Below are 25796 nucleotides of genomic sequence, written 5' to 3'. Positions count from 1 at the left end.
TTCTTTATGAAATCAATTTCAAAGTGCGAATCAATTTTAATTATGCTATTATCAATTTATGTCTAAGGTTTCGACATTATTTTAATACTATAATATGGATGAAAAATAGTCATAAATTACTTAAAATCCCTAAAGGAGTTAACGGTATAATGAAAAGAAGAACTGCAAGAGAAAAGGCTTTACAAGCACTCTTTCAAATTGATGTCTCACAGAGCGAGCCATCCACTGCAATTGAACACGTATTAGAGGGGGAGGCAGGCGACGATTATCTATCCAGGCTTGTTTTCGGAGTAGTCGAGCATAAAGAAGAAATTGACAAGCTAATCATCGAAAACTTAGAAAAATGGTCCATTGATCGTTTGGCAGCAGTTGACAGAAATATTTTAAGAGTAGCTACCTATGAATTGAAATTTATGCAGCCGGATGTCCCTAAAAATGTAATTTTAGATGAAGCAATTGAGATTGCCAAAATATTTGGAGATGACCAATCAAGCAAGTTTATTAATGCTATTCTTTCAAAAGTAAAACAAAAGCTTGTAATGGAATAACCACTGGATAAAGGGAAGGGAGAAAAGGGAAATGACAGCTGTTATTATCAATGGAAGAGATGTCGCAGACAAAAAAAAGCATGAAATTGCCCAAGAGGTTTCTAGTCTGAAAGGTCAGGGGGTAACCCCGGGCTTAGTGGTTATCCTTGTCGGCAATAATCATGCATCCCGTACCTACGTTACCAATAAAGAGAAAACGTGTAAAGAACTTGGCATGAATTCATTACTAATTGAAATGCCAGAAGAAACATCAGAGGCGGAACTTCTTGCAAAGATTGAAGAGCTGAATAATGATGCTGCGATCCATGGCATTTTAGTCCAGCTTCCACTGCCAAAGCATATTGATGAGACAAAGGTCATCGAAACGATTTCTCCTTTAAAAGATGTTGACGGCTTTCATCCCATTAACATAGGCCGAATGATGACTGGACAAAACACGTTTTTGCCATGTACACCATTTGGAATTATGGTATTGCTCGAAGAATATGGAATTTCTGTTGCCGGTAAACATGCAGTTGTCGTCGGCAGAAGCAACATAGTCGGGAAGCCGGTTGGCCAATTACTGCTTAATCAGCATGCTACTGTCACCTATTGCCATTCAAGAACGAAGGATTTAGCCGAGCAAACAAGACAGGCAGATATTCTGGTTGCAGCCGTTGGAATTCCAAACTTTATTACTGCTGAACATGTTAAAGAGGGGGCAGTGGTTATTGATGTTGGAATTAACCGAAATGAGGCAGGAAAGCTTTGCGGCGATGTGGCATTTGCTGAAGTTAGCGAAAAAGCTGGATACATAACTCCTGTTCCAAAGGGTGTGGGTCCGATGACAATTACAATGCTTATGTATAATACCTTACAGTCTGCGAAGGAAAGTATAAACCGCAAATAAGTCTAAGAAATTGTCCTTATCTATGATGATTAGCCCTTGTGTTCTTTTTGCGGACAAACTGGGGGCTTATTATATAATGGATAAGGACAGTTTTTATCTTGTGGACTTAAAAAGGAGAACTTATGCAGGAACAAAGATATTTATCTGTGAATGCTTTAACCAAATACATAAAAAGAAAATTTGATGCCGACCCGCATTTAAGGGATCTTCATGTGCGCGGGGAAATTTCGAATTTTAAGCAGCATTCAAGCGGACATATGTACTTTACGCTAAAGGACGAAAAGGCGCGAATTCTAGCTGTTATGTTCTCAAGCCACTCCAGGGCAATGAGATTTCAGCCGGAAAATGGGATGAAAGTCATTGTCAAAGGCGACATCACCGTTTATGAACCGAGTGGACAGTATCAAATTTATATTAAAGACATGCAGCCTGATGGAATTGGCGAATTATTTCTCGCTTATGAACAATTAAAACAAAGGCTTGAAGCAGAAGGCTTGTTTGCACCGGAGAGAAAAAAGCCACTGCCTCTGTTTCCGAAAACAGTGGGCGTCATAACCTCACCAACTGGTGCTGCGATCCGTGATATTATCACAACGATTAAAAGGCGATTTCCGATCGTCAATATTCTGGTGTTTCCTGCCCTTGTGCAGGGGGATAACGCAGCTCCTTCTATTGCAAAGGCCATTGAAAAAGCCAATAATAAAGACATTGATGTATTAATAGTCGGCCGCGGCGGCGGTTCGATTGAGGAGCTTTGGGCATTTAACGAGGAACTTGTGGCTAGGGCCATCTACCAATCAGCCATTCCGATAATCTCTGCTGTTGGACATGAAACGGATTTTACCATTGCCGATTTCGTTGCTGATTTAAGGGCACCTACTCCGACCGGTGCCGCAGAACTTGCTGTTCCTCATATAGAGGAATTGCTGGATCGAACCCTGCAGCGGCAAACACGACTTATTCGCGCTATGCAGGAAAAATTCCGCTATGAGAAAGAACGATTAAATCGCGTACAAAAATCTTATGCTTTTCGTTATCCGCAGCGCCTTTATGAACAAAAGCTTGAACAGGTTGATAAGGAGACAGAAAGACTTGTGCGCGGCATATCGCGATTATTTTCATTAAAAAATGAGCAGTTAACGAATTTGGATAAATCACTCGAGCGAAATCACCCAAGTGAGGCATTGCAGGAAGCAGGAAAACATTTCGAACGTACCCATAAAGAATTGAACCGGGCATTAAAGCAAATCCTGACAAAAAAACAAACTGATTTTGACCATATGCTTTCGACTTTGCAGGCGCTTAGCCCTCTGAAAATCATGGAGCGGGGCTACAGCTTGTCTTATACAGAGGATAACCGGCTTGTTAAAAGCGTCAATCAAGTGAGTGTGTCTGATCAGGTCCAAATTCAGCTGACTGATGGCAGTCTATTCTGTAAAGTGGAAGGGATAAAGGAGAGGGATAAAAGTGACAAATGAACAAAAGTTAACCTTTGAAGAGGCAATGAACAAGCTCGAACAGATTGTCGGGAAGCTTGAAGAAGGAGATGTCCCTTTAGAGGAAGCGATTATTTATTATAAAGAGGGCATGGAGTTATCTAAGCTTTGCCATGATAAATTGAAAAGTGTTGAGGAACAATTAACGCAAATTATTACGGAGGATGGACGTACGGAGAATTTCTCCGTAGTTGAGGAGGAATAGATTTGGAAACCGGACAGTTAGAGGCATTTGCAAAACAATATAAGCAGCTGCTTGAAAGCAATCTGCGTTCTCTGGTTGGAAAGCTGGATGCGCCGGCTATAATAAAAGAATCTATGATCTATTCCCTTGAAGCAGGCGGTAAGAGGATTCGACCTCTCTTAGTTTTTGCTACAATAGATGCATTTGGAATGGATCCGAAAAAGGGGCTTTCTGCAGCAGCAGCGATTGAAATGATCCACACTTATTCTTTAATTCATGATGATTTGCCAAGCATGGATAATGATGATCTTAGACGAGGAAAGCCGACAAACCATAAAGTTTTCGGTGATGCTGTTGCAACTCTGGCCGGGGATGCTCTGTTAACCTACAGCTTTGAGGTGCTTGGAAATATTCCAAATGACTCTATTACTGCTGAAACAAGACTAAAACTAATCGTAGAAATGGCTAAGGCAGCCGGCACGGAAGGAATGGTTGGCGGCCAGGTGGCGGATATGGAGGGAGAAGGAAAATCCCTTACCCTTCAGGAACTTGAATATATTCACATCCATAAAACTGGGAAGCTGTTAGGATTTAGTGTTTTAGCTGGTGCATTGATTGCCGGAGCGAATCAAAGTCAAATAGAGAGTCTGTCTGCATTTGCCCATCACTTGGGACTTGCCTTTCAAATTCAGGATGATATTTTGGATGTAGTTGGAAATGAGCAGGAAATCGGAAAACGGGTAGGAAGTGACACAACCAATTCAAAAAGCACCTATCCAAAATTGCTATCACTTGATGGCGCGAAGGCGGCCCTCCGTGAGCAGACTCATCGAGCCAAAGAAAATCTGGCGAAAACCGGTTTAAATACGACATTATTAATGGAAATTACCGATATGGTCGCTTCCCGAAACCATTGAAAAACAGTGATTTGAGGCAATAGATTAAGTATGTTATAATTGTTTCCATGTGGAAAACGTTGTCATTCTGCCGTTATCACTATTGTGTTAGCGGCTATTTTATCATTATCTGTAAAGACACCTTAGAACGAAAAAGTATGAAAGTGAGTGGTCCATAAATGGATCTATTAACAATAAAAGACCCATCCTTTTTGAAAGGGATGTCCAATAAAGAACTGGAGGCTTTAAGTCAAGAAATTCGCCAATTCTTGATTGAGAAGCTGTCTGCCACTGGTGGGCATATCGGACCAAATCTTGGGGTTGTTGAATTAACCATTGCTTTACATAAATGCTTTGACAGCCCAAAGGACAAAATTCTTTGGGATGTCGGTCACCAATCCTATGTCCACAAAATTCTAACTGGAAGAGCCTGTGAATTTGATACGTTAAGACAATTTAAGGGCTTATGCGGCTTTCCGAAACGGATTGAAAGCGAGCATGACGTGTGGGAGACGGGACATAGCTCTACATCTCTTTCGGCGGCTATGGGAATGGCAATTGCAAGGGACTTAAAAAAGGAAAAGAACTTTGTCTTACCGGTGATTGGCGATGGAGCCTTAACAGGAGGAATGGCGCTCGAGGCATTGAATCATATCGGCCATGAAAAAAAGGATATGATCGTTATTTTAAATGATAATGAGATGTCCATCGCCCCAAATGTCGGCGCGCTTCATAACATCCTTAGTCAATTGCGGACAGCAGGCAAATATCAATGGGTCAAGGATGAGCTTGAAGTCCTTTTGAAGAAGGTGCCTGCAGTCGGCGGAGTATTGGCTGCTACTGCGGAACGCATTAAGGACAGCCTAAAATATTTACTGGTTTCCGGTATGTTTTTTGAAGAGCTGGGCTTTACGTATCTTGGTCCGATTGATGGCCATAATTTCGAAGATTTATTTGAAAACTTCAGCTACGCCAAAAAGACCGAAGGACCTGTACTTCTTCACGTAATCACAAAGAAGGGGAAAGGCTTTAAACCGGCAGAGACCGATAAAACTGGGACATGGCATGGGACCGGCCCATATAAAATGGATACCGGCGATTTTGTTAAACCGAATAAAAAACAACCACCAGCCTGGAGCAGTCTCGTCAGTGAAACTGTGCGCAGGATGGCACGAAGCGATGAAAGGATTGTCGCGATTACTCCGGCCATGCCTGTTGGCTCAAAGCTTGAAGGTTTTGCAAAGGAATTTCCAGATCGAATGTATGATGTCGGAATTGCCGAACAGCATGCGGCAACTGTCGCTGCAGGCTTGGCAACCCAGAATATGAAGCCGTTCTTGGCGATTTACTCGACCTTCCTGCAGCGGGCTTATGACCAGGTGGTCCATGATATTGCACGGCAGAATTTAAATGTTTTTATCGGTATTGACCGGGCGGGACTAGTCGGTGCAGATGGCGAAACCCATCAAGGTGTGTTTGATATTGCCTTCCTAAGACATGTTCCAAACATAGTGTTAATGATGCCAAAGGACGAAAATGAAGGCCAGCACATGGTTTATACGGCATTGACCTATGATGACGGTCCGATTGCCATGAGGTTCCCACGCGGCAATGGTTTAGGGGTTCCGATGGACGAGGAATTGCGGAGCCTTCCGATCGGGTCCTGGGAGGTTTTAAAAGAGGGCGATGATGCTGCTATTTTGACTTTTGGCACGACTGTTCCAATGGCCATGGAAGCGGCTGAAATTCTTGGAAAGCAAGGAATTTCAGTTAAAGTAGTTAATGCTCGTTTCATTAAACCAATGGATGAAAAAATGCTAAGCGGCATCTTGCACGAAAATATCCCTATTCTCACCATTGAAGAGGCGATTTTACAGGGCGGGTTTGGCAGCGCTGTTCTTGAATATGCACACGATAAGGGATTTTATTATTCGCAAATTGACAGAATGGGCATCCCTGACCAATTTATTGAACATGGGGATGTCGGCTCCCTTCTTGAAGAAATTGGGTTAACAACTGAAGAAGCTGTGAAACGGGTTTCCATTTTGGCCAGGAAAAAACAACAAAGGGCATAAACAATGAAAAATAAAGAGCGTTTAGATGTATTATTGGTGGAAAAAGGTTTATTTGAAACCCGTGAAAAAGCCAAACGGGCCATTATGGCAGGGCTCGTTTATGGAAATGAAGAGAGGCTTGATAAGCCGGGTGAAAAAGTAAAAATTGATATTTCACTAAGCGTAAAGGGAAATGTGCTCCCATATGTTAGCCGAGGCGGGCTGAAGCTTGAAAAAGCCCTCAAGGTTTTTGATGTAAGTGTCACGGATAAGGTTCTGATCGATATCGGTGCATCAACTGGGGGATTTACTGATTGTGCACTGCAAAATGGCGCCAAGAAGTCATATGCCTTGGATGTCGGTTATAATCAGTTGGCGTGGAAGCTGCGTCAAGATGAGCGGGTGGTAGTGATGGAAAGAACGAATTTCCGCTATGTCACACCTGCTGATTTAAGCGGGGAAATGCCCAATTTTGCCGTAATCGACGTATCTTTTATATCTCTAACCTTAATTTTGCCTGTATTGAAAACACTTTTAGTTCCGGACAGCGACATTATTGCGTTAATTAAACCTCAGTTTGAGGCGGGCCGTGAACAGGTAGGCAAAAAAGGAATCGTACGTGATGAAAAAGTCCATTTGCAAGTTATTGACAAAATTATTAATTTTTCGATAACTCAAGGCTATACGGCAGCCAATCTATCCTTCTCTCCGATTACTGGCGGGGATGGAAACATTGAATTTCTTCTTCACCTTAAATGGGAAGGTGAACGGGGTGCAGGCATTAACTCCCTGCCTGCAGAACCTGAGACAATAGTCAAAGAAGCACATAAAGAATTTCATACAAAACAACAATAAAAGGATGGGCGAATGCCTATCCTTTTTCGTTTGATTTTTGCATATTAGTGTATTTTTATTAAGAAAAAATGTACAAGTTTTCAAAAATGGGCTAACATATGAGTAGAAGTGCTCATTTTGTATTTAAACAGGAGTGGAAGAATGAATAAAGGCCAACGTCACATTAAAATAAGAGAAATTATTGCGGGAAATGATATTGAAACTCAGGATGAGTTAGTCGAGGAACTAAGAAGTGCCGGTTATAACGTAACTCAGGCGACAGTATCTCGTGACATAAAAGAATTGCATTTGGTTAAAGTTCCGTTAAGTGACGGACGTTATAAATACAGCCTGCCTGCAGACCAAAGGTTTAATCCGCAGCAAAAATTGAAACGTGCTTTAATGGATGCCTTTGTCCGTATTGATTCGGCAGGCCATATGCTCGTGATGAAGTGTCTTCCCGGCAACGCAATGGCAATTGGCGCGCTGATTGATCACCTTGATTGGGATGAAATTCTTGGAACCATCTGCGGTGACGATACGATGCTGATTATTTGCCGGACACCGGAGGATACAGAAGTTATTACAAAGCGGTTCTTAGATATGCTTTAATTTGGGGGAGAGTCTCTTGTTGTCAGAACTATCGATAAAAAATTTCGCGATTATCGAAGCCTTAACGATTTCTTTTGAAAAAGGTTTAACTGTTTTAACGGGGGAAACGGGCGCGGGAAAATCGATTATTATTGATGCCATTCATTTGCTAGCTGGAGGTAGAGGGTCGGCTGAATTTGTCAGACATGGCGAAGATAAGGCAGAAATTGAAGGTTTGTTTCAAATTGACGAACCTCAGCACCCGGTCTACTTAAAGGCTCTTGAATTTGGCATTGATATAGAGGAAGGTATGGTCATATTGCGGCGGGATATTTCCCGCTCCGGCAAAAGCGTCTGCCGTGTAAACGGGAAGCTCGTAACCATTTCAACACTAAGGGAAATCGGTTCCGCTCTTGTTGATATCCATGGCCAGCATGAACATCAGGAACTGATGGATGAAACAAGGCATCTTCCGCTTCTCGACCAATTTGGCGCCGAAGAAATCGCAGCTTCTTTAGAAGAGTATCAGGAGGTTTTTGCACGCTTTGAGAAGTCGCGCCAGAAACTTAAAGCGTTAAGTGAAAACGACCAGCAGATGGCCCATCGTCTAGATTTGATTCTTTTTCAGTTAAACGAAATTCAAAAAGCCGATTTAAAGCTCCATGAAGATGAAGAATTAGCTGAGGAAAAAAGGAAATTGGCGAATTTTGAGAAGGTCTATGAGGCTTTTCAATTAAGTTATTCCGCATTAAATGGCGAGCAAAAAGGACTGGACTGGATTGGCATGGCCATGGGCCATCTCGAGGATGCCGGTTCCCTTGATAGCAGCTATAAAGAATTATATGAACTAGTGTCCAATTGCTATTATCAGCTGGAAGATGCGGCCCGTTCCTTAAGAAATGAAATGGATGACATGGAATTTGATCCGCAAAGATTACATGAAATCGAAGACCGCCTGAATGAAATCAACCAATTAAAACGAAAATACGGCAGAAGCATTAAGGAAATATTAGAATATGCGGCAAAAATAGAAGAAGAAATTGAAACACTGCAAAATAAAGAAACGCATATCAGTGAATTGGAAAAAGAATTGGCCTCCATCAATAAGGATTTAATTCTTGAGGCAAGGGAATTATCTGCCCTTAGGCAAAAGTGGGCTAAGAACCTCACCGGTCTTATACATACAGAGCTAAAGGAATTGTATATGGAAAAAACTGTTTTTGAAATACGAATCGAAACAGAGTCCCAGCATTTTTCAAAAACAGGAATAGACCATGTTCAGTTTTATATTTCCACCAACCCTGGCGAACCGCTAAAGCCATTGTCAAAAGTGGCATCCGGCGGGGAACTATCACGTATCATGCTGGCGTTAAAAAGTATTTTTTCCAAACATCAGGGAGTTACTTCGATTATCTTTGATGAAGTTGATACGGGTGTAAGCGGAAGGGTTGCCCAAGCGATTGCTGAAAAGATTTATAAAGTATCAGTAAATTCACAGGTTTTATGTATTTCTCACCTGCCGCAGGTTGCAGCGATGGCGGATACTCACCTATATATATCGAAACTGATAAAAGGTGGAAGAACGACGACCTCGGTTAAGCCACTAAATGAACAAGAAAAAATAAAAGAGGTTGGCCGCATGATTTCGGGGACCGAAATTACGGAGTTAACGAAGCAACATGCGAAAGAATTATTGCAAATGGCAGAAGAAAATAAAAAAATTTGAAATGCTATCCAACTTGGGTAGCTTTTTTATATAGAACAAAGTTATAAATGATTGTCAAGGAGGCAAAATTAAAGATGTAGCCATTTCAACAGCAGAAAAAGAAGCGAGGAGAGTGAAAAGATTTGAAATTAGAAATCGTTAGAAAAATAATTGGTGGAATTCTCCTTGTTTCATTATTCAGCCTTATTTTTTTTCAGCCTATGCGTGAGTATTTAAGTGTTCCGAAGGATATTACCCTTTTTGAGGGGCAGGATTTTAGCTTTAAAAAGGCTGCATTTGTTTCAGCTTCGGTCCAAACACCCAATTCTAATATCACACTTGATCAGGAAAGCCATTCAGTCGCTGTAAAAGCATCGGAAAACGGTAAGAACGAAATGTTATTAGAGTTTGCAGGTATCCCCATTAAAAAGGTCGATGTAAATGTCTTAAAGGATTTTCGAGTGATTCCTGGCGGACAGTCGATTGGTGTAAAATTAAATACAGTTGGCGTATTAGTGGTTGGTCACCACCAAGTCAATACTGAAAACGGAAAGAAATCTCCAGGCGAAATTGCAGGAATAAAAGTTGGCGATATCATTACAGAAATTAATGGAAATAAGATTGAAAAAATGGCTGATGTCGCGCCATTCGTTCAAAGTGCTGGGCAGGATGGAAAACCGCTTGAAATGGCAATCAGCCGTGAAAGCGGTAAATTTACAACAAAATTGACTCCTTTGAAGGATAAAGGAGAAAACAGCTATAAACTTGGTTTGTATATTAGGGATTCGGCAGCGGGCATCGGAACGATGACATTTATTCACCCGCAATCAAAGAAATATGGTGCGCTTGGTCATGTTATCTCGGATATGGATACAAAGCAGCCAATTGTCGTAGAAGATGGACAAATTGTCCGCTCTACGGTGACTTCCATTGAAAAGGGAAGCAACGGTGACCCCGGTGAAAAACTGGCCCGTTTCTCATCAGATCGTGAAATTGTAGGAAATATTAAAAAGAATAGTCCTTTTGGAATTTTTGGTGAATTGAACAAAGAATTAAAAAACGGAGTATTAGATAAACCACTGCCAATTGCCTTATCCCACCAAGTAAAAGAAGGCCCAGCTAAGATTTTGACAGTGGTCAATGATGATAAAGTAGAAGAATTTAACGTAGAAATTGTTAGTACAATTCCGCAAAAGTTTCCGGCGACAAAAGGCATGGTCATCAAAGTGACCGACCCGAAACTGCTTGAAAAAACAGGTGGAATCGTCCAAGGGATGAGCGGCAGCCCAATAATTCAAGATGGAAAATTAATCGGCGCTGTCACCCATGTGTTTGTGAATGATCCGACCTCCGGTTACGGGGTACACATTGAATGGATGTTAAATGAAGCCGGAATTAACATATACGAAATGCCGAAAAATAAAGCAAGTTAAATGATAAGCAAAATAGGATAATTTACCTATTTTGCTTTTTCTTTGGTATAGATTTTTCGACAAAATTTAGTTATAATTTGGAAAAATAGCGTTTTTCGTCGAATTAACGAGAAAAATTAAGAAAAGCTAAGATTTTATCACTATTTTAAGAAATATTAAAAAAATGAGAGGATTTTTTGTTGCATTGTCGAATTTCTAATTTAGAATAGAATTAGAGGATTTTTGACATTTACAAAATAGAGAATTGTGATTAGTTGAGGAGGAACCGGAGTTGAAGAAGATAAAAGTATGTGTCGTTGATGACAATAGAGAACTTGTAGGGTTATTGGAGGATTACATTTCTTCTCAAGATGACATGGAAGTGGCAGGGGTTGCCCATAATGGCCAGGAATGCCTGGATATGTTAAACACGATTGACCCAGATGTACTTGTTCTTGATATTATCATGCCTCATCTTGACGGGTTGGCAGTACTGGAGCGCCTTCGCGAGTTGAAAAAGGGAGTATTGCCAAATGTCATTATGTTAACAGCTTTTGGCCAGGAAGATGTTACGAAAAAAGCCGTGGAGCTTGGTGCCTCCTATTTTATCCTAAAGCCTTTTGATATGGAGAATTTAGGCAGCCACATTCGTCAGGTCAGCGGCAGCAGAAGCTCATTCTCCGCACGGAAGGTTTCCGCCTCCACCTATCGAACACAGTCAGATGCAAAACCCAAGAATCTCGATGCCAGCATTACAAGCATTATCCATGAAATTGGTGTACCTGCTCACATTAAAGGGTACTTATATTTGCGCGAAGCCATTGCGATGGTATTTAATGATATTGAACTGCTCGGCTCGATTACAAAAGTGTTATATCCTGATATTGCCAAAAAATATAATACAACCGCTAGCCGCGTGGAACGGGCCATCCGCCATGCCATTGAAGTAGCGTGGAGCCGCGGAAATATCGATTCCATTTCATCCCTATTTGGCTATACCGTCAGCATGTCTAAAGCAAAGCCGACCAATTCGGAATTCATCGCGATGGTGGCTGACAAGCTTCGTTTGGAGCATAAGGCCTCTTGAAAGGAATAATAATAAAAAAGCCTCATAGGTTTGAGGCTTTTTATTGTGCAATTTTTTAGCTAATAGGAAAGCATAAATTCAACTACGCCTCTTTCTTCGTCCTATCGGACTTGCCAATCGGCGAGTTTTCGTTTACTTTGTATTTTCTTTTTCCAATTCCATTAATTTTTGAATGAGAATATGCTGTGGCATATGCATAATCTGTTCTAGTGGAACTTTTAGTTTTTCGGCCAGTTTGACTGCAGTTTCAGGTGTTATTTGTAAAGGTTTCATACAAGACCCTCCAATCTAGTTTAAGGAAGTGAAAAAATGACACAAATATTTGCTCACCGCGGTTTTTCCTCATCTTATGCTGAAAATACGATGAGTTCTTTTATAGCAGCAGAAAAAGCGGGTGCCGACGGGTTAGAGCTTGATGTCCAATTAACAAATGATGGCGAAATCGTTGTCATTCATGATGAAAAAATTGATCGGACTACAAACGGGAATGGCTTTGTGAAAGACTTTTCATACAGAGAAATCAGGAAATTTAACGCCAATAACAAGGGGTTTAAAAAAGAACCAATTCCAGCTCTGGAAGAAGTTCTGGAATGGATGAAAACAAACAAGCTCTTATGCAATATTGAGTTTAAAAATGGTCTCATTCCATATGAAGGAATGGAACAAAAGGTGATAGAAATGGTAAGTAAATATAATCTGTCGGATCGGATTATCATTTCTTCTTTCAATCATTATAGCATTGTTAACAGTTATCGTTTAGCGCCGGAAATTGAAACAGCACCGCTTTTTATCGAAAGCATATACATGCCGTGGGTTTATTCGCAATCAATAAAGGCAAGTGGGATTCATCCAAAGCATTCCACGATACCAGACCAAATTGTCAAAACGACAATGGAAAATGGTATCGCTGTACGGCCGTATACGGTTAATCGCGAAGCGGATATGCATCGCCTGTTTAATGTGAATTGTACCGCAATTATCACAGATAACCCGGTTAAGGCCAGAAAGGTTCGAAAACAATATGAAAAGAGACCGTGACCACGGCCTCTTTTATTTTTTGGTCCTCGTTTCCTTAAATCGAGCCTGTACCTTATTTCTTTTACGGTCGCGATAAAGGATAAATCCGGCTACAAATCCTAAACCGCCTAAAAGTAAGAGTAATCCGACGATAAATTGAAGCCATAATTTCGGAAATGGTGCTTGCAGAACCCCAAAGGTCATATCACGCATTAATTTAATTCCAACCGCTGCCAAAAATCCAGGGATGACTAAAATGATGAGGGCAATAATCCGCTTCATAAAAATATCCTTCCGCTTTTTATTTAAGCATATCACATAAAAATAATAGTACATGGTTTTAATTTGTCAAGATGCGGGTTACGGTTTACAATTAATCTGAAAAAAATTGCATAATAAACAATCTAGAATAGAAAAATTTTGCGTACTTTTATACATAGGGGCGGATTTTATGCAAAATATCATGATAGTCGGGGCCGGAAAAGGCGGAAGTGCCATTTTAAAAATTTTAAAAGAATCGGAAGTGCTTAACGTCTCTGTCGTAATTGACCGGAACTTAGATGCCCCCGGTATCCTTTTAGCCCAAAAGGAAGGAATTAAAACCGGAACGGATTGGCAACCCTTTTTAACCGAAAACCTTGACATCATCATTGAAGTAACAGGCGATGAACATGTTTTTCAAAAATTACGAAACGAAAAAAATCAAAAAACGATTTTAATCCTAGGTAGTGTCGCCTTTCTTGTCTCTAAATTAATGGAAGAAAAAGAAGAGTTAATTGAAAAGCATCAATATGAATCCTATCTTCAGGAGCTTATTTTTAATTCGACCAATGATGGAATGGTGGTTATTGACCATCAAGGATATATCTTTCTTTTTAATCGAAGAGCCGAAGAAATGATGGGGGTAGACAAAGAGGAGACAATCGGTCAATATGTCACAGAGATCATTCCTCATAGCCGGCTGCCGATTATTTTGCAAACTAGAAGAATCGAAACAAATCAGGAAATGGTCTTGGGGAATGGCCGCAAGATTATCACAACTAGGATTCCTATTGTTGAGGAGAATGGAACTTTAATCGGTGCTCTTGCCGTTTTTAAGGATATAACCGAAGTGGTAAAGCTTGCTGAGGAAATCACCGATTTAAAAGAGATTCAGACAATGCTCCAAGCGATTATTCATTCTAGTGACGATGCCATTTCAGTCGTGGATGAAGAGGGCCGGGGAATCCTTATTAATCCCGCCTATACAAGATTAACAGGGCTCACGAAGGAGGAAGTAATCGGAAAACCTGCAACAGCTGATATTTCCGAAGGTGAAAGTATGCACATGAAGGTGCTGCAAACTAGAAGGGCTGTGAGAGGTGTACCAATGCGGGTAGGACCGCACAAACGGGAAGTCATCGTTAATGTGGCGCCAATCATCGTAACCGGGAAATTGAAAGGCAGCGTTGGGGTCATTCATGATATGTCAGAAATGAAATCGCTAAGCAGGGAATTAAACAGGGCCAGACAGTTAATTCGTAAGCTTGAAGCAAAATATACATTTGAGGATATTATCGGAAAATCGGATGAAATGATGCTTGCCATTGAGCAGGCCAAATTGGGAGCAAAAACCCCGGCGACAGTTCTTCTGCGCGGTGAATCAGGTACAGGTAAAGAATTGTTTGCCCATGCGATCCATAATGCGAGCGACCGAAAATATAACAAGTTTATCCGAGTGAATTGTGCAGCTATATCCGAATCGCTGCTTGAAAGTGAACTGTTTGGCTATGAAGAGGGGGCGTTTTCAGGAGCGATAAGGGGAGGAAAGCGAGGGCTGTTTGAGGAAGCTAATAACGGAAGTATTTTTCTTGATGAAATAGGCGAGCTGTCCGCAAATACCCAGGCGAAGCTCCTTCGAGTTCTGCAGGAAAATGAAATTATCCGTGTAGGTGGAACTAAACCAATGACTATCAATGTACGAATCATTGCAGCTACTAATGTCAATTTAGAAAAGGGTATTGCGAAGGGAAGCTTTAGGGAAGACTTATACTATCGTTTGAATCGTATGCCTATCCACATTCCCCCATTGAGAAAACGGAAAGAGGAGATCCCCTCGTTATCAGAACGGCTGATTCAAAAAATTAACCGTGACTACGGCCGGAACGTAGAAGGGATTACGCAGGCTGCTTTACATTTTTTGATGGAATATGACTGGCCAGGGAATGTCAGAGAACTGGAGAATATACTTGGCAGAGCGATTATTTTTATGAACTATTCCGAAACGCTCATTGATGTCCCTCATTTGCCGCAACTAACAAGTAATAAGCTACATAATGATCATTCCGATGATCAGATACAGGATTCAATCTCTTTAGAGGGCACATTATCAGAAATGATAGAAAAGCATGAGGCAAAGATTATCCAGCAAACATTGGCCCGCCTCAACGGAAATAAAACACAAACCGCCAAAGCCCTTGGACTTTCGGTGAGAAACTTATATTATAAGCTGGAAAAATACAATCTTGAAAATAATAGCATGCAATAAACTTCAAGGTGTGAAATTTATTGCATGTTTGCAATCTGTAAAATAAAGCGTTTTCATAAAAGGAACTTTGGCATGATTATTGCAAGTTAAATATATGGAGTTGCAGGAAAGGTGAAAGGGTTGATGATAGCTTGCTGCTTGAAACATTGATTGACAAAGCAACCCAAAATGATGCTAAAACAGTTGCAGTCGCGGCTGCAGAAGACGAGGAAGTGATTGAAGCAGTCCTTGATGCGCTAAATCGTAACCTGGCTCATTTTTTACTATTTGGTGATCAAGAAAAAATCAAACCCATCCTTCAATTGAAAGGGATAGATGCAAATAGCGAGAATCGTCTTACGATTATCCATACTGCCTCATTAGCCGAAGCGGCAGATTTCGCTGTTAAAGCTGTCTCAAGCAAAGAGGCTCATGTGTTAATGAAGGGGAATCTTCCTACTAATATTATTTTAAAATCTGTTTTAAATAAGGAATTTGGCTTACGGACAGGGAATGTACTATCCCACACGGCAGTATTCGAAGTACCAGGATTTGAACGCTTTATTATCGTAACGGACGCAGCTATGAATATTGCTCCGGATTTACAGCAAAAGGTTCAAATCACCAACAATGCCGTCTCTTTGGCAAAGGCTATTGGGATTGAAACCCCAAAGATCGCGCCGATTGCGGCTGTCGAAGAAGTAAACCCTGCCATGCAGGCAACCCTGGATGCTGCTGCGTTAACCATGATGAACAGAAGGGGACAAATAAAAGGCTGCCTTATTGATGGCCCGCTTGCATTGGATAACGCCATCTCGGCGCTTGCTGCCGAGCACAAAGGGATTCAGAGCGAGGTTGCAGGGGAAGCTGACATTCTATTAGTACCTGCGATTGAAGTTGGAAATGCCTTATATAAATCATTAATTTATTTTGCAAATGCCAAAGTGGGTGCCGTCATCTCAGGAGCAAAAGCACCGATCGTCTTGACTTCAAGAGCCGATTCGGCTGAGAGCAAGCTATATTCGCTGGCATTGGCATTGTGTTCTGTATAGTACTAGTACGCTTATTTTTCAGAGGAGGAATTAACATGGAAATTTTTAAGTACCTAGAGCAATATGATTATGAGCAGGTAGTGTTCTGCCAAGATAAACAATCCGGATTAAAAGCGATTATCGCCATTCATGATACAACCTTGGGACCGGCACTTGGCGGTACACGGATGTGGACATATGAATCAGAAGAAGCGGCAATCGAAGATGCGTTAAGACTGGCTAAAGGGATGACATACAAAAATGCGGCAGCAGGATTAAATCTTGGCGGCGGTAAAACGGTTATCATCGGCGATCCGCGCAAGGATAAAAACGAAGAAATGTTCCGTGCTTTCGGTCGATATGTTCAAGGCTTAAATGGACGCTATATTACAGCGGAAGACGTTGGAACAACTGTTGCGGACATGGACTTGATTCATGAAGAAACTGACTATGTTACTGGTATTTCTCCCGCATTCGGTTCATCAGGAAATCCTTCTCCGGTAACGGCATACGGTGTATACCGTGGAATGAAAGCCGCAGCGAAGGCGGCATTTGGTTCTGATTCCCTTGAAGGAAAGGTAGTCGCAATCCAAGGGGTTGGAAATGTAGCTTATAGTCTTTGCCGTCATTTACATGAAGAAGGTGCCCAGTTAATCGTTACAGATATAAATAGGGAAGCCGTTAACCGTGCAGTAGAAGAATTTGGCGCCCGTGCAGTGGACCCAAATGAAATCTATAGAGTAGAGTGTGATATTTATGCTCCATGTGCTCTAGGTGCAACGGTTAATGACGATACGATCCCACAATTGAAAGCAAAAGTAATTGCTGGTTCTGCTAATAACCAATTAAAAGAAACCCGTCATGGTGACCTCATTCATGAAATGGGAATCGTATATGCACCTGATTACGTCATAAATGCGGGCGGAGTCATCAATGTTGCGGATGAATTATATGGCTATAACTATGAGCGCGCTATGAAAAAAGTAGAAACCATCTACAACAGCATTGAAAAAGTGATTGAAATTTCTAAGCGGGATGGCATTCCAACCTACGTGGCGGCAGACCGCATGGCAGAGGAACGGATTGAGAGAATGCGCAATTCCAGAAGCCAATTCCTGCAAAATGGCCACAATATTTTAAGCAGAAGAAGAACTAGATAGAAACAACTGAAATACTTTGGAAAAGCGCTGAATGGGAAAATTCAGCGTCTTTGCCTTTAATATTCGAAAGCCAAGTGTTTCAGAAGTAAATTGGAGGTTTATCCGTTGCCAAATAAAGAATATCGAATTCTCGTCATAAACCCCGGTTCCACCTCCACAAAAATTGGAATATTCGATAATGAAATTTCCATTTTTGAAAAAAACCTTCGACATGACATAGAGATTCTTAATACTTTTGCTAATATTATTGACCAGTATGAATTCAGAAAGAATATGATTTTGGAGACACTGGATCATGCAGGAATCAATCTTTCGAAATTAAACGCTGTCTGTGGGCGTGGCGGCTTGCTGCGTCCAATCGAGGGCGGAACATATGCAGTTAACAGCCAAATGCTAGAAGACCTTAAGAAAGGTTATTCAGGTCAGCATGCATCTAATCTCGGCGGTATCATTGCCTTTGAAATCGGTTTGGGACTTAATATTCCTTCATATATTGTAGACCCGGTTGTTGTCGATGAGCTTGACCCCATCGCCAGAATCTCAGGCTTTTCATTAATCGAAAGAAAAAGCATTTTTCATGCGTTAAATCAAAAAGCTGTCGCCAGACGGGCTGCCAAAGAGCTTGGAAAAAAATACAGCGAATTAAATTTGATTGTTACCCATATGGGGGGCGGAATTACCATCGGAGTACATAAACAGGGCAGGGTCGTCGATGTCAATAATGGCCTCAATGGCGATGGTCCCTTCAGTCCGGAGCGTGCCGGAACGGTTCCGGCTGGTGATTTAGTAGCTTTATGCTATTCAGGTGAATATTTCAGGGAAGAAATTATGAAAAAGCTGGTCGGCCAAGGCGGGCTTGTCGGGTACCTTGGTACAAATGATGCACTGCAGGTTGAGCAACGAATCGCGGTTGGAGATCAGGAGGCAAAGCTAATCTATGAGGCAATGGCGTACCAGGTGGCAAAAGAAATTGGCTCTGCCAGCGCTGTTCTGTCCGGAAAAGTAGATGCTATTTGTTTAACAGGCGGCTTGGCATATGGTAAAGAATTTGTTAAATCAATTATTGATCGGATAAACTGGATTGCAGACGTAATTGTCCACCCGGGTGAAAATGAGCTGCAGGCGTTAGCAGAAGGGGCACTTCGTGTCTTACTCGGAGAAGAAGAGGTTAAGGATTACCCAGGGAAATTTAAAACAGTGAAAATTTAGGGGAATTTGGGAGGGAACCAAATGGCACAAGAATATGATTTGGTCATACTTGGCGGAGGGACCGGCGGCTATGTAGCGGCGATCCGCGCCTCACAGCTTGGTTTGAAAACAGCAATTGTTGAAAAAGGCAAACTTGGAGGTACCTGTCTTCATAAAGGCTGTATTCCAAGTAAGGCACTGCTCAGAAGTGCGGAAGTGTTTGCAACGGCAAAGCGTAGCGATGAATTCGGTGTGATCACTGGAGATGTTTCGGTTAATTTTGGCAAGGTTCAAGAACGAAAAAACAAAATTATTGACCAGTTGCATAAAGGTGTCCAGCATCTAATGAAGCAGGGGAAAATCGATGTTTTTGAAGGAATTGGCCGGATATTGGGACCTTCGATTTTTTCGCCGATGCCAGGGACCATTTCCGTTGAAATGAACAATGGTTCTGAAAATGAAATGCTCATACCGAAGAATGTCATTATCGCGACCGGGTCAAGACCCCGGACATTGCCAGGTCTTGACATTGACGGCGAATACGTCATGTCCTCTGATGAAGCCCTTCAGCTTGAAGCCCTTCCCAGCTCGATCATTATTGTAGGCGGTGGAGTAATTGGAATTGAGTGGGCCTCGATGCTTTCCGATTTTGGTGTAGAGGTGACGGTTCTTGAGTACGCGGACCGAATCATACCGACGGAGGATCACGAGATTTCGAAAGAAATGCAGCGTTTGATGAAGAAGCGGAAGATTAATATTATTACAAGCGCAAAAGTTCTTCCTGAAACATTGGTGAAAGATAATGGAGTGGCCATCTCGGCAGAAGTAAAGGGTTCAGTGAAAGAGTTCAAAGCGGAAAAGCTGCTTGTTTCGGTAGGGCGGCAGTCCAATACAGAGGGCATTGGACTTGATAATACAGAGATTCAAATTGAAAAAGGTTTTATTGTAACGAATGAGGTTTTCCAAACAAAAGAATCCCATATATATGCCATTGGTGATGTGATAGGCGGGCTGCAGCTTGCCCATGTTGCCTCGCATGAAGGGATTATTGCTGTCGAGCATATTGCTGCTGAAAAAACGTCACCGCTTAATTATGACCTAGTTTCCAGATGCATTTACAGCAGTCCGGAGGTTTCCAGTGTCGGCATTACCGAGAATCAAGCAAAGGAAAATGGGCATAAAGTAAAGGTGGGGAAATTTTCTTTCCGAGCAATTGGGAAAGCCCTTGTATTCGGTGAAGCAGATGGATTTGTTAAAATTATTGCCGATGAGGAGACCGATGATATTTTAGGGGTGCATATGATTGGTCCTCATGTTACTGATATGATTTCGGAAGCCGGCCTTGCGATGGTGCTAGATGCTGTACCATGGGAAATTGCCCACACCATCCATCCTCATCCAACCCTTTCGGAAGCAATTGGCGAGGCGGCATTGGCTGTTGATGGGAAGGCCATACATGGATAGGTTTTTGGAAGAGAAATGATTTAAAGCGAACAAACGGGAGGAATGAAGTTAATGGTGGAAAAGCGTCATGAAGCTTTAGGCTTAAGCGATGAAAAAGTGCTGGAAATGTTTGAAACGATGCTTTTGGCCCGCCGTATCGATGAGCGGATGTGGCTGTTGAACCGTGCAGGTAAAATACCATTTGTAATATCCTGCCAAGGGCAGGAGGCTGCACAGGTAGGTGCTGCCTTTGCCCTAGACCGGGAAAAAGACTATGTATTGCCCTATTACCGTGATATGGGTGTTGTATTAACGTTTGGGATGACGCCAAAAGAGTTGATGCTGTCAGGTTTCGCCAAAGCAGAGGACCCTAACTCCGGAGGACGGCAGATGCCGGGACATTTTGGGCAAAAGAAGAATCGGATCGTCACCGGTTCATCGCCGGTAACTACGCAAGTTCCTCATGCGGTGGGGATTTCTCTTGCTGGTAAAATGGAGAAGAAGGACTTTGTTTCCTTTGTTACGTTCGGGGAAGGATCCTCGAATCAGGGGGATTTCCATGAGGGTGCCAACTTTGCTGGTGTTCATAAACTCCCGGTTATTTTAATGTGTGAAAATAATAAATATGCGATATCTGTGCCAATTGAAAAACAATTGGGGTGTGAGAAGGTTTCTGACCGTGCCATCGGTTATGGCATGCCCGGCTATACAGTAGACGGCAATGACCCGTTAGAGGTTTATAAAGTTGTTAAGGAAGCGGCCGAGCGCGGGCGCCGCGGCGAGGGCCCGACTTTAGTTGAAACTGTTTCTTATCGTTTAACTCCGCATTCTTCTGACGATGATGACCGCTCATACCGGGCGCCTGATGAGGTAGCAAAGGCAAAATCGCAGGATCCAATCATCACCTTTGGTGCATATCTGAAGGAAACCGGCGTGTTGAATGATGTATTGGAGCAGGAAATCAATGACCGCGTCATGCAAATCGTCAATGAAGCCACTGACTATGCAGAAAATGCGCCTTATGCAGCGCCAGAGGATGCATTGAAATATGTATACGGGGATCGTTAGGGGGAGGAAATATGGCAGTTATTTCATATATTGATGCAGTTACTATGGCTATTCGCGAGGAAATGGAGAGAGACTCACGAGTTTTTGTTCTTGGTGAAGATGTGGGGCGAAAAGGCGGCGTTTTTAAGGCTACACAAGGACTGTATGAACAATTTGGTGAAGAGCGCGTAATTGATACGCCGCTGGCGGAATCAGCGATAGCTGGTGTCGGAATCGGGGCCGCCATGTACGGAATGCGGCCAATTGCGGAAATGCAGTTCGCTGATTTTATTATGCCCGCAGTAAACCAAATTATTTCCGAGGCGGCAAAGATCCGCTATCGTTCTAATAACGATTGGAGCTGTCCGATTGTGATCCGCGCCCCATATGGCGGCGGCGTTCATGGAGCTTTGTATCATTCACAATCAGTTGAGGCCGTATTTGCAAATCAGCCAGGCTTAAAAATTGTGATGCCATCCACCCCATATGATGTAAAGGGACTTTTAAAAGCTGCCATTCGCGATAATGACCCGGTGTTATTTTTCGAGCATAAACGGGCCTACCGCTTAATTAAAGGTGAAGTGCCTACCGAAGATTATACCCTGCCAATTGGTAAAGCAGATGTAAAGCGTGAAGGAGAGGACATCACCGTTATCACTTACGGGCTTTGCGTGCATTTTGCCCTGCAAGCGGCAGAGAAATTAGCCAAAGATGGCATATCTGCGCATATTTTGGATTTGCGTACTGTTTATCCGCTAGATAAAGAAGCGATTATCGAAGCAGCATCGAAAACAGGCAAGGTACTGCTTGTCACAGAGGACAATAAAGAAGGCAGCATTATGAGTGAGGTTGCCGCCATTATTGCCGAGCATTGCCTGTTTGAACTGGACGCTCCGATAAAAAGGTTAGCTGGTCCGGATGTTCCAGCAATGCCATATGCGCCAACAATGGAAAAATTCTTTATGGTGAATCCTGATAAGGTCGAAAAAGCAATGCGCGAGCTTGCGGAGTTTTAGTTTTAGGAGGATGAAATAGTGGCAACTGAACAAATTAAAATGCCGCAGTTAGGCGAAAGTGTAACGGAAGGTACGATCAGCAAATGGTTAGTCTCTGTTGGAGATAAGGTAAATAAATACGACCCTCTGGCAGAGGTGATGACAGATAAGGTTAACGCGGAAGTTCCTTCTTCTTTTTCAGGTGTGATTAAGGAACTCATTGCTGCAGAAGGCGATACAATGGCTGTTGGGGAGATTATCTGTACGATCGAAACGGAAGGCGGCGCTCCTGCTCCGGAGGCAGCTGTTTCCGCACCTGAACAAAAACCGGTTGGAGGGAACGGAATTGCCACTCCTGTGGATCAGGGGAATCGGGCCAGGTATTCGCCTGCTGTTCTTAAGTTGTCTCAGGAGCATGGCATTGATTTAACGCAGGTTTTAGGTACCGGTGCTGGGGGCAGGATAACTCGTAAGGATTTATTGCAAATCATTGAGTCTGGTAATATTCCAGCAGCAGGACAAAAAGCGGAGGCACCAGTGCAAGCAGCTAGTAAACTGCCTGTTCAGGAGGCAGCGGCTCCAAGTCAGCCTGCTCCAGCAGCTATTGCGCCGGCACCTGCCGTATCGGTTCCGGTGTTAGCGGGAGATATCGAAATTCCAGTTACTGGCGTTCGCAAAGCGATTGCCACGAACATGCTGCGCAGCAAGCATGAAATACCGCATGCCTGGACAATGGTGGAAGTCGATGCCACCAACCTTGTTGACTACCGCAATTCCATAAAAGATGAATTCAAGAAAAAAGAAGGCTTCAATCTAACGTTCTTTGCTTTCTTTGTTAAAGCCGTTTCTCAAGCTCTAAAAGAATTCCCGCAGATTAATTCGATGTGGGCCGGCGACAAGATTATTCAAAAGAAGGATATCAATATTTCGATTGCAGTCGCCACAGATGACGCGTTATTCGTGCCTGTCATCAAAAATGCCGATGAGAAAACAATTAAAGGTATTGCCCGTGAAATCTCTGATCTTGCCTTGAAGGTGCGGTCCGGAAAGCTTCGTTCGGAGGATATGCAAGGTGGAACGATTACCGTCAACAATACGGGCTCATTCGGTTCTGTTCAATCTATGGGCATCATCAACTATCCGCAGGCCGCAATCCTACAGGTCGAATCGATTGTGAAACGCCCTGTTGTCATGAATAACGGGATGATTGCTGTTCGTGATATGGTTAATCTTTGTATGTCTTTAGATCACCGTGTTCTTGACGGGCTTGTTTGCGGCCGGTTCCTGGCTAGGGTGAAAGGGATTATTGAAAATATGTCTAAAGATAATACAACTATTTATTAATAATCATACTGATAATGCCGCCGATTTTTTAATTGGCGGCTTGATTAGTTCTTAAAGACAAAATTGTTCTTAAGAAGGGGAAAGTCCTTCATAAGGTGAATGAAGGACAAAATCCACTGAGGAAAGCATGAAAATGTCCTTCATAAGGCGGATGAAGGACAAAATCCACTGAGGAAAGCATGAAAATGTCCTTCATAAGGCGGATGAAGGACAAAATCCACTGAGGAAAGCATGAAAATGTCCTTCATAAGGCGGATGAAGGACAAAATCCACTGAGGAAAGCATGAAAATGTCCTTCATAAGGTGAATGAAGGACAAAATCCACTGAGGAAACCATGAAAATGTCCTTCATAACCAAATCAAGTACAAAACCCCTTAATATGCCAGGAAAATTCCCAATAAAAACGGAAACACCAAAATCCCCTCAATTATAACGGTTGCCTGAATCGAGGTTGTACCCTAAAATAGAATTAATTGAATATTAGTTCAATAAAATGCAGAAGGGGGATGAGGAGTTTGGAAAATATACGTAACCAGTCTTTCCCTGTAAAAACAATAGATGATTGGAAGGAACAGGCCGAGAAATCATTAAAAGGGAAAAAGGCTGAATTATTACAAAGTACCACCTATGAGGACATTGTTTTGAAACCGCTTTATACCGAGCAGGACGAACAACAGGTACCTGACTATCCTGGAGGATCTGATTTTAGAAGGGGAATTGCCCCATTAGGATATGTAACAGACGAATGGAAAGTTGCCCAGAAAATATCTTATCAAACACCCGAGGAACTTAAACAAAAGCTTCAAGTGGCCATTGAAAAGGGACAAACTGCGCTTTCCTTTGAAGTTTCGAAAAACAATAGTTTTCCAGATTTATTGGCGGGTTTAGAGAAAAAATACCCATTTGCTATCAACGCCAGATGGGAACAGAATGACATTTTAAAAAATCTTGCCGGCCAGTATAGTGATGGAACAAACCTTACAGGCTACATAGGCAATGACCCTGTTTCCCTATTTGCAGAAGTTGGATCAATCCAAGAGGAATTACTTAAAGAACGGACAAGTCAAATCCTGCAAGCAGATGGAAAGTTTCCTGATTTACGTACTGTTCTTGTTGACACCACTCCGTACCATAATGGCGGAGCTAACGCTGTTCAAGAGCTCGGGATCGCTGCAGCCACAGGAGTCTATTACTTACAGGAGCTTCTTGATAATGGCATGAACATTGAAAAAGCTCTATCAAAAATGATTTTCCAATTTTCCATCGGCAGCAACTTTTTTATGGAACTCTCCAAGCTTAGAGCAGCCCGCGTACTCTGGATGCGGATTGCGGAACTTTACGGTGCCGAAGCGGAAGCAAGGGGTATGCAGATTGCTGCCACAACCTCATCTTTTACAAAAACTGTTTTTGACCATCATGTCAATATCCTTCGGTCCGCCAACGAGGCATTTGCCGCCGTTTTAGGGGGCGCCCAATATTTGCATGTGGATCCGTTTAATGAATTGACCGGGCCTACTTCTTTCTCTGAGAGGATTGCCCGCAATATCCAGCTAATTTTAAAAGAAGAAGCACACTTGCAGAAGGTGGTTGACCCCGCAGGCGGCTCTTGGTATGTGGAGACGCTGACCAATCAGTTAGCGGAAAGTGCATGGGAATTTTTCAAGGAAATTGAGGCTGCGGGAGGCATTTTGGAGACATTAAAGTCAAACTGGCTTCAACAGCAAATCGCTACTGTTTATGAAAAAAAGAACCTCGATATTCAAACAAGAAAGCAAAGTATCGTCGGGACTAATGTTTATGCAAAATTGGATGAAGCGGTACCTAGCCAAAAGCAACCAATAAAAATTGCCGCAGCCACCAAAGACTTTGAGGCCATCCCTCAGCACAGATTAGCAGGACCATATGAGGAGCTTCGCTTCAAGGCAAACCTATTACAGGAAAAAACAGGTGCTGCACCTTCAGTCGGCATGCTATGTCTTGGCGAACTAAAGCAGTATAAACCAAGACTTGATTTCATGAAGGGCTTCCTTGCAGCTGGAGGAATCCATCCTGCTGAAAGCAAGCTGGTCCACACGATAGAGGATGCCAGACAATTTATCGTAGACTTAAAAACTAACTTTGTCTGCATTTGCGGAACAAATGAACAGTACGAACAAACCGGACATGAAATGCTGACAGCGTTAAAATCTGAGTTTCCAAACCTAATCTTCCTTCTAGCTGGGCTTCCTGAAAAAGAACTGCAGGCCCAGTGGTACGAAGAGGGAGTAAAGCAGTTTATTCATGTAAAAAGCAATTGCTGTGAAACCATCGATGAAATCCTATCTGACATGGAGGTGAACTCTCTTGAACAAACAAAAGCCTGATTTTC

Annotated in this window: 23 protein-coding genes; 21 read left to right on the top strand and 2 right to left on the bottom strand. The window is 42.4% G+C overall.

All coding sequences use genetic code 11. From position 1 onward, the window contains the following. The first annotated feature begins 149 nt into the window (after positions 1 to 149). The 11 genes from nusB to spo0A all read left to right on the top strand — a co-directional run bounded on the left by nusB (position 150) and on the right by spo0A (position 11696). Entirely contained in the window at positions 150 to 548 is a 399-nt protein-coding gene (nusB, locus tag QNN06_RS23355) for a transcription antitermination factor NusB (RefSeq protein ID WP_213120237.1), read from the top strand. A gap of 31 nt (positions 549 to 579) precedes the next feature. Beyond that, positions 580 to 1437, top strand: coding sequence for a bifunctional methylenetetrahydrofolate dehydrogenase/methenyltetrahydrofolate cyclohydrolase FolD (gene folD, locus QNN06_RS23350; protein ID WP_213120238.1), 858 nt, complete (start codon positions 580 to 582; stop codon positions 1435 to 1437). Between the two features lie 122 nt (positions 1438 to 1559). Next, on the top strand, positions 1560 to 2915 hold the full coding sequence (xseA, locus tag QNN06_RS23345; protein ID WP_217033620.1) for an exodeoxyribonuclease VII large subunit: 1356 nt from the start codon (positions 1560 to 1562) through the stop codon (positions 2913 to 2915). Further along, the gene (locus QNN06_RS23340; protein ID WP_213120240.1) at positions 2905 to 3138 is read left to right on the top strand and encodes an exodeoxyribonuclease VII small subunit; all 234 of its coding nucleotides are present in this window, start codon (positions 2905 to 2907) and stop codon (positions 3136 to 3138) included. Before xseA ends, QNN06_RS23340 begins: the two co-directional genes overlap by 11 nt. A 2-nt stretch (positions 3139 to 3140) precedes the next feature. After that, entirely contained in the window at positions 3141 to 4034 is an 894-nt protein-coding gene (locus QNN06_RS23335) for a polyprenyl synthetase family protein (RefSeq protein ID WP_284036023.1), read from the top strand. 158 nt (positions 4035 to 4192) lie between these two features. Then, a complete protein-coding gene (gene dxs / locus QNN06_RS23330; RefSeq protein ID WP_213120241.1) occupies positions 4193 to 6088 on the top strand; it encodes a 1-deoxy-D-xylulose-5-phosphate synthase in 1896 nt (631 codons plus the stop codon). A gap of 3 nt (positions 6089 to 6091) precedes the next feature. Continuing rightward, positions 6092 to 6922 carry a TlyA family RNA methyltransferase gene (locus QNN06_RS23325; RefSeq protein WP_284036022.1) on the top strand — a complete coding sequence of 277 codons (831 nt, stop codon included), beginning with the start codon at positions 6092 to 6094 and terminating at the stop codon, positions 6920 to 6922. 141 nt (positions 6923 to 7063) lie between these two features. Beyond that, the gene (gene ahrC, locus QNN06_RS23320; RefSeq protein WP_213120243.1) at positions 7064 to 7513 is read left to right on the top strand and encodes a transcriptional regulator AhrC/ArgR; all 450 of its coding nucleotides are present in this window, start codon (positions 7064 to 7066) and stop codon (positions 7511 to 7513) included. A 16-nt stretch (positions 7514 to 7529) separates the two neighbouring features. Further along, positions 7530 to 9218, top strand: coding sequence for a DNA repair protein RecN (recN, locus tag QNN06_RS23315; RefSeq protein WP_284036021.1), 1689 nt, complete (start codon positions 7530 to 7532; stop codon positions 9216 to 9218). A 122-nt stretch (positions 9219 to 9340) separates the two neighbouring features. Beyond that, positions 9341 to 10630 carry a SpoIVB peptidase gene (gene spoIVB / locus QNN06_RS23310; protein ID WP_284036020.1) on the top strand — a complete coding sequence of 430 codons (1290 nt, stop codon included), beginning with the start codon at positions 9341 to 9343 and terminating at the stop codon, positions 10628 to 10630. A gap of 271 nt (positions 10631 to 10901) precedes the next feature. Beyond that, on the top strand, positions 10902 to 11696 hold the full coding sequence (spo0A, locus tag QNN06_RS23305) for a sporulation transcription factor Spo0A (protein ID WP_213120246.1): 795 nt from the start codon (positions 10902 to 10904) through the stop codon (positions 11694 to 11696). 132 nt (positions 11697 to 11828) lie between these two features. On the opposite strand, the gene QNN06_RS23300 is transcribed toward spo0A, so the two are convergent. Beyond that, positions 11829 to 11969: a YycC family protein gene (locus QNN06_RS23300; protein WP_213120247.1), complete on the bottom strand. Its 141-nt coding sequence runs from the start codon at positions 11967 to 11969 to the stop codon at positions 11829 to 11831. A gap of 36 nt (positions 11970 to 12005) precedes the next feature. Here QNN06_RS23300 and QNN06_RS23295 point away from each other — a divergent pair, with 36 nt between their 5' ends. After that, on the top strand, positions 12006 to 12734 hold the full coding sequence (locus tag QNN06_RS23295; protein WP_213120248.1) for a glycerophosphodiester phosphodiesterase: 729 nt from the start codon (positions 12006 to 12008) through the stop codon (positions 12732 to 12734). 12 nt (positions 12735 to 12746) lie between these two features. Here QNN06_RS23295 and QNN06_RS23290 read toward each other — a convergent pair whose 3' ends face one another. Further along, positions 12747 to 12995: a DUF2627 domain-containing protein gene (locus tag QNN06_RS23290; RefSeq protein WP_213120249.1), complete on the bottom strand. Its 249-nt coding sequence runs from the start codon at positions 12993 to 12995 to the stop codon at positions 12747 to 12749. A gap of 169 nt (positions 12996 to 13164) precedes the next feature. Between QNN06_RS23290 and QNN06_RS23285 the strand changes: the two genes are divergently transcribed. The 9 genes from QNN06_RS23285 (at position 13165) to QNN06_RS23245 (ending at position 25791) form a co-directional block, all read left to right on the top strand. Then, positions 13165 to 15240 (top strand): sigma 54-interacting transcriptional regulator, encoded by a 2076-nt coding sequence (locus QNN06_RS23285; RefSeq protein WP_284036019.1) that lies wholly within the window; start codon positions 13165 to 13167, stop codon positions 15238 to 15240. Between the two features lie 131 nt (positions 15241 to 15371). Next, positions 15372 to 16271 carry a phosphate butyryltransferase gene (gene yqiS / locus QNN06_RS23280; RefSeq protein WP_213120251.1) on the top strand — a complete coding sequence of 300 codons (900 nt, stop codon included), beginning with the start codon at positions 15372 to 15374 and terminating at the stop codon, positions 16269 to 16271. Between the two features lie 35 nt (positions 16272 to 16306). Then, complete coding sequence (gene bcd, locus QNN06_RS23275) at positions 16307 to 17410, top strand: branched-chain amino acid dehydrogenase (protein WP_284036018.1); 1104 nt, start codon at positions 16307 to 16309, stop codon at positions 17408 to 17410. A gap of 105 nt (positions 17411 to 17515) precedes the next feature. Next, positions 17516 to 18619 carry a butyrate kinase gene (gene buk / locus QNN06_RS23270; RefSeq protein ID WP_213120253.1) on the top strand — a complete coding sequence of 368 codons (1104 nt, stop codon included), beginning with the start codon at positions 17516 to 17518 and terminating at the stop codon, positions 18617 to 18619. Positions 18620 to 18640: 21 nt separating this feature from the next. Beyond that, on the top strand, positions 18641 to 20062 hold the full coding sequence (gene lpdA, locus QNN06_RS23265) for a dihydrolipoyl dehydrogenase (protein ID WP_217033613.1): 1422 nt from the start codon (positions 18641 to 18643) through the stop codon (positions 20060 to 20062). A gap of 42 nt (positions 20063 to 20104) precedes the next feature. Then, positions 20105 to 21109, top strand: coding sequence for a thiamine pyrophosphate-dependent dehydrogenase E1 component subunit alpha (locus tag QNN06_RS23260; protein ID WP_284036017.1), 1005 nt, complete (start codon positions 20105 to 20107; stop codon positions 21107 to 21109). 11 nt (positions 21110 to 21120) lie between these two features. After that, positions 21121 to 22104 (top strand): alpha-ketoacid dehydrogenase subunit beta, encoded by a 984-nt coding sequence (locus QNN06_RS23255; RefSeq protein WP_217033610.1) that lies wholly within the window; start codon positions 21121 to 21123, stop codon positions 22102 to 22104. A gap of 18 nt (positions 22105 to 22122) precedes the next feature. Further along, on the top strand, positions 22123 to 23427 hold the full coding sequence (locus tag QNN06_RS23250) for a dihydrolipoamide acetyltransferase family protein (RefSeq protein WP_284036016.1): 1305 nt from the start codon (positions 22123 to 22125) through the stop codon (positions 23425 to 23427). Positions 23428 to 23934: 507 nt separating this feature from the next. Then, entirely contained in the window at positions 23935 to 25791 is a 1857-nt protein-coding gene (locus QNN06_RS23245; RefSeq protein ID WP_284036015.1) for a methylmalonyl-CoA mutase subunit beta, read from the top strand. The last annotated feature ends 5 nt before the right edge of the window (positions 25792 to 25796 follow it).

It is taken from the genome of Neobacillus sp. 114, assembly GCF_030127045.1.
Taxonomy (GTDB): domain Bacteria; phylum Bacillota; class Bacilli; order Bacillales; family Cytobacillaceae; genus Neobacillus; species Neobacillus rhizophilus.
The sequence above is the reverse complement of the archived record's forward strand: the minus strand, read 5'-3'. Positions and strand labels throughout refer to the sequence as shown.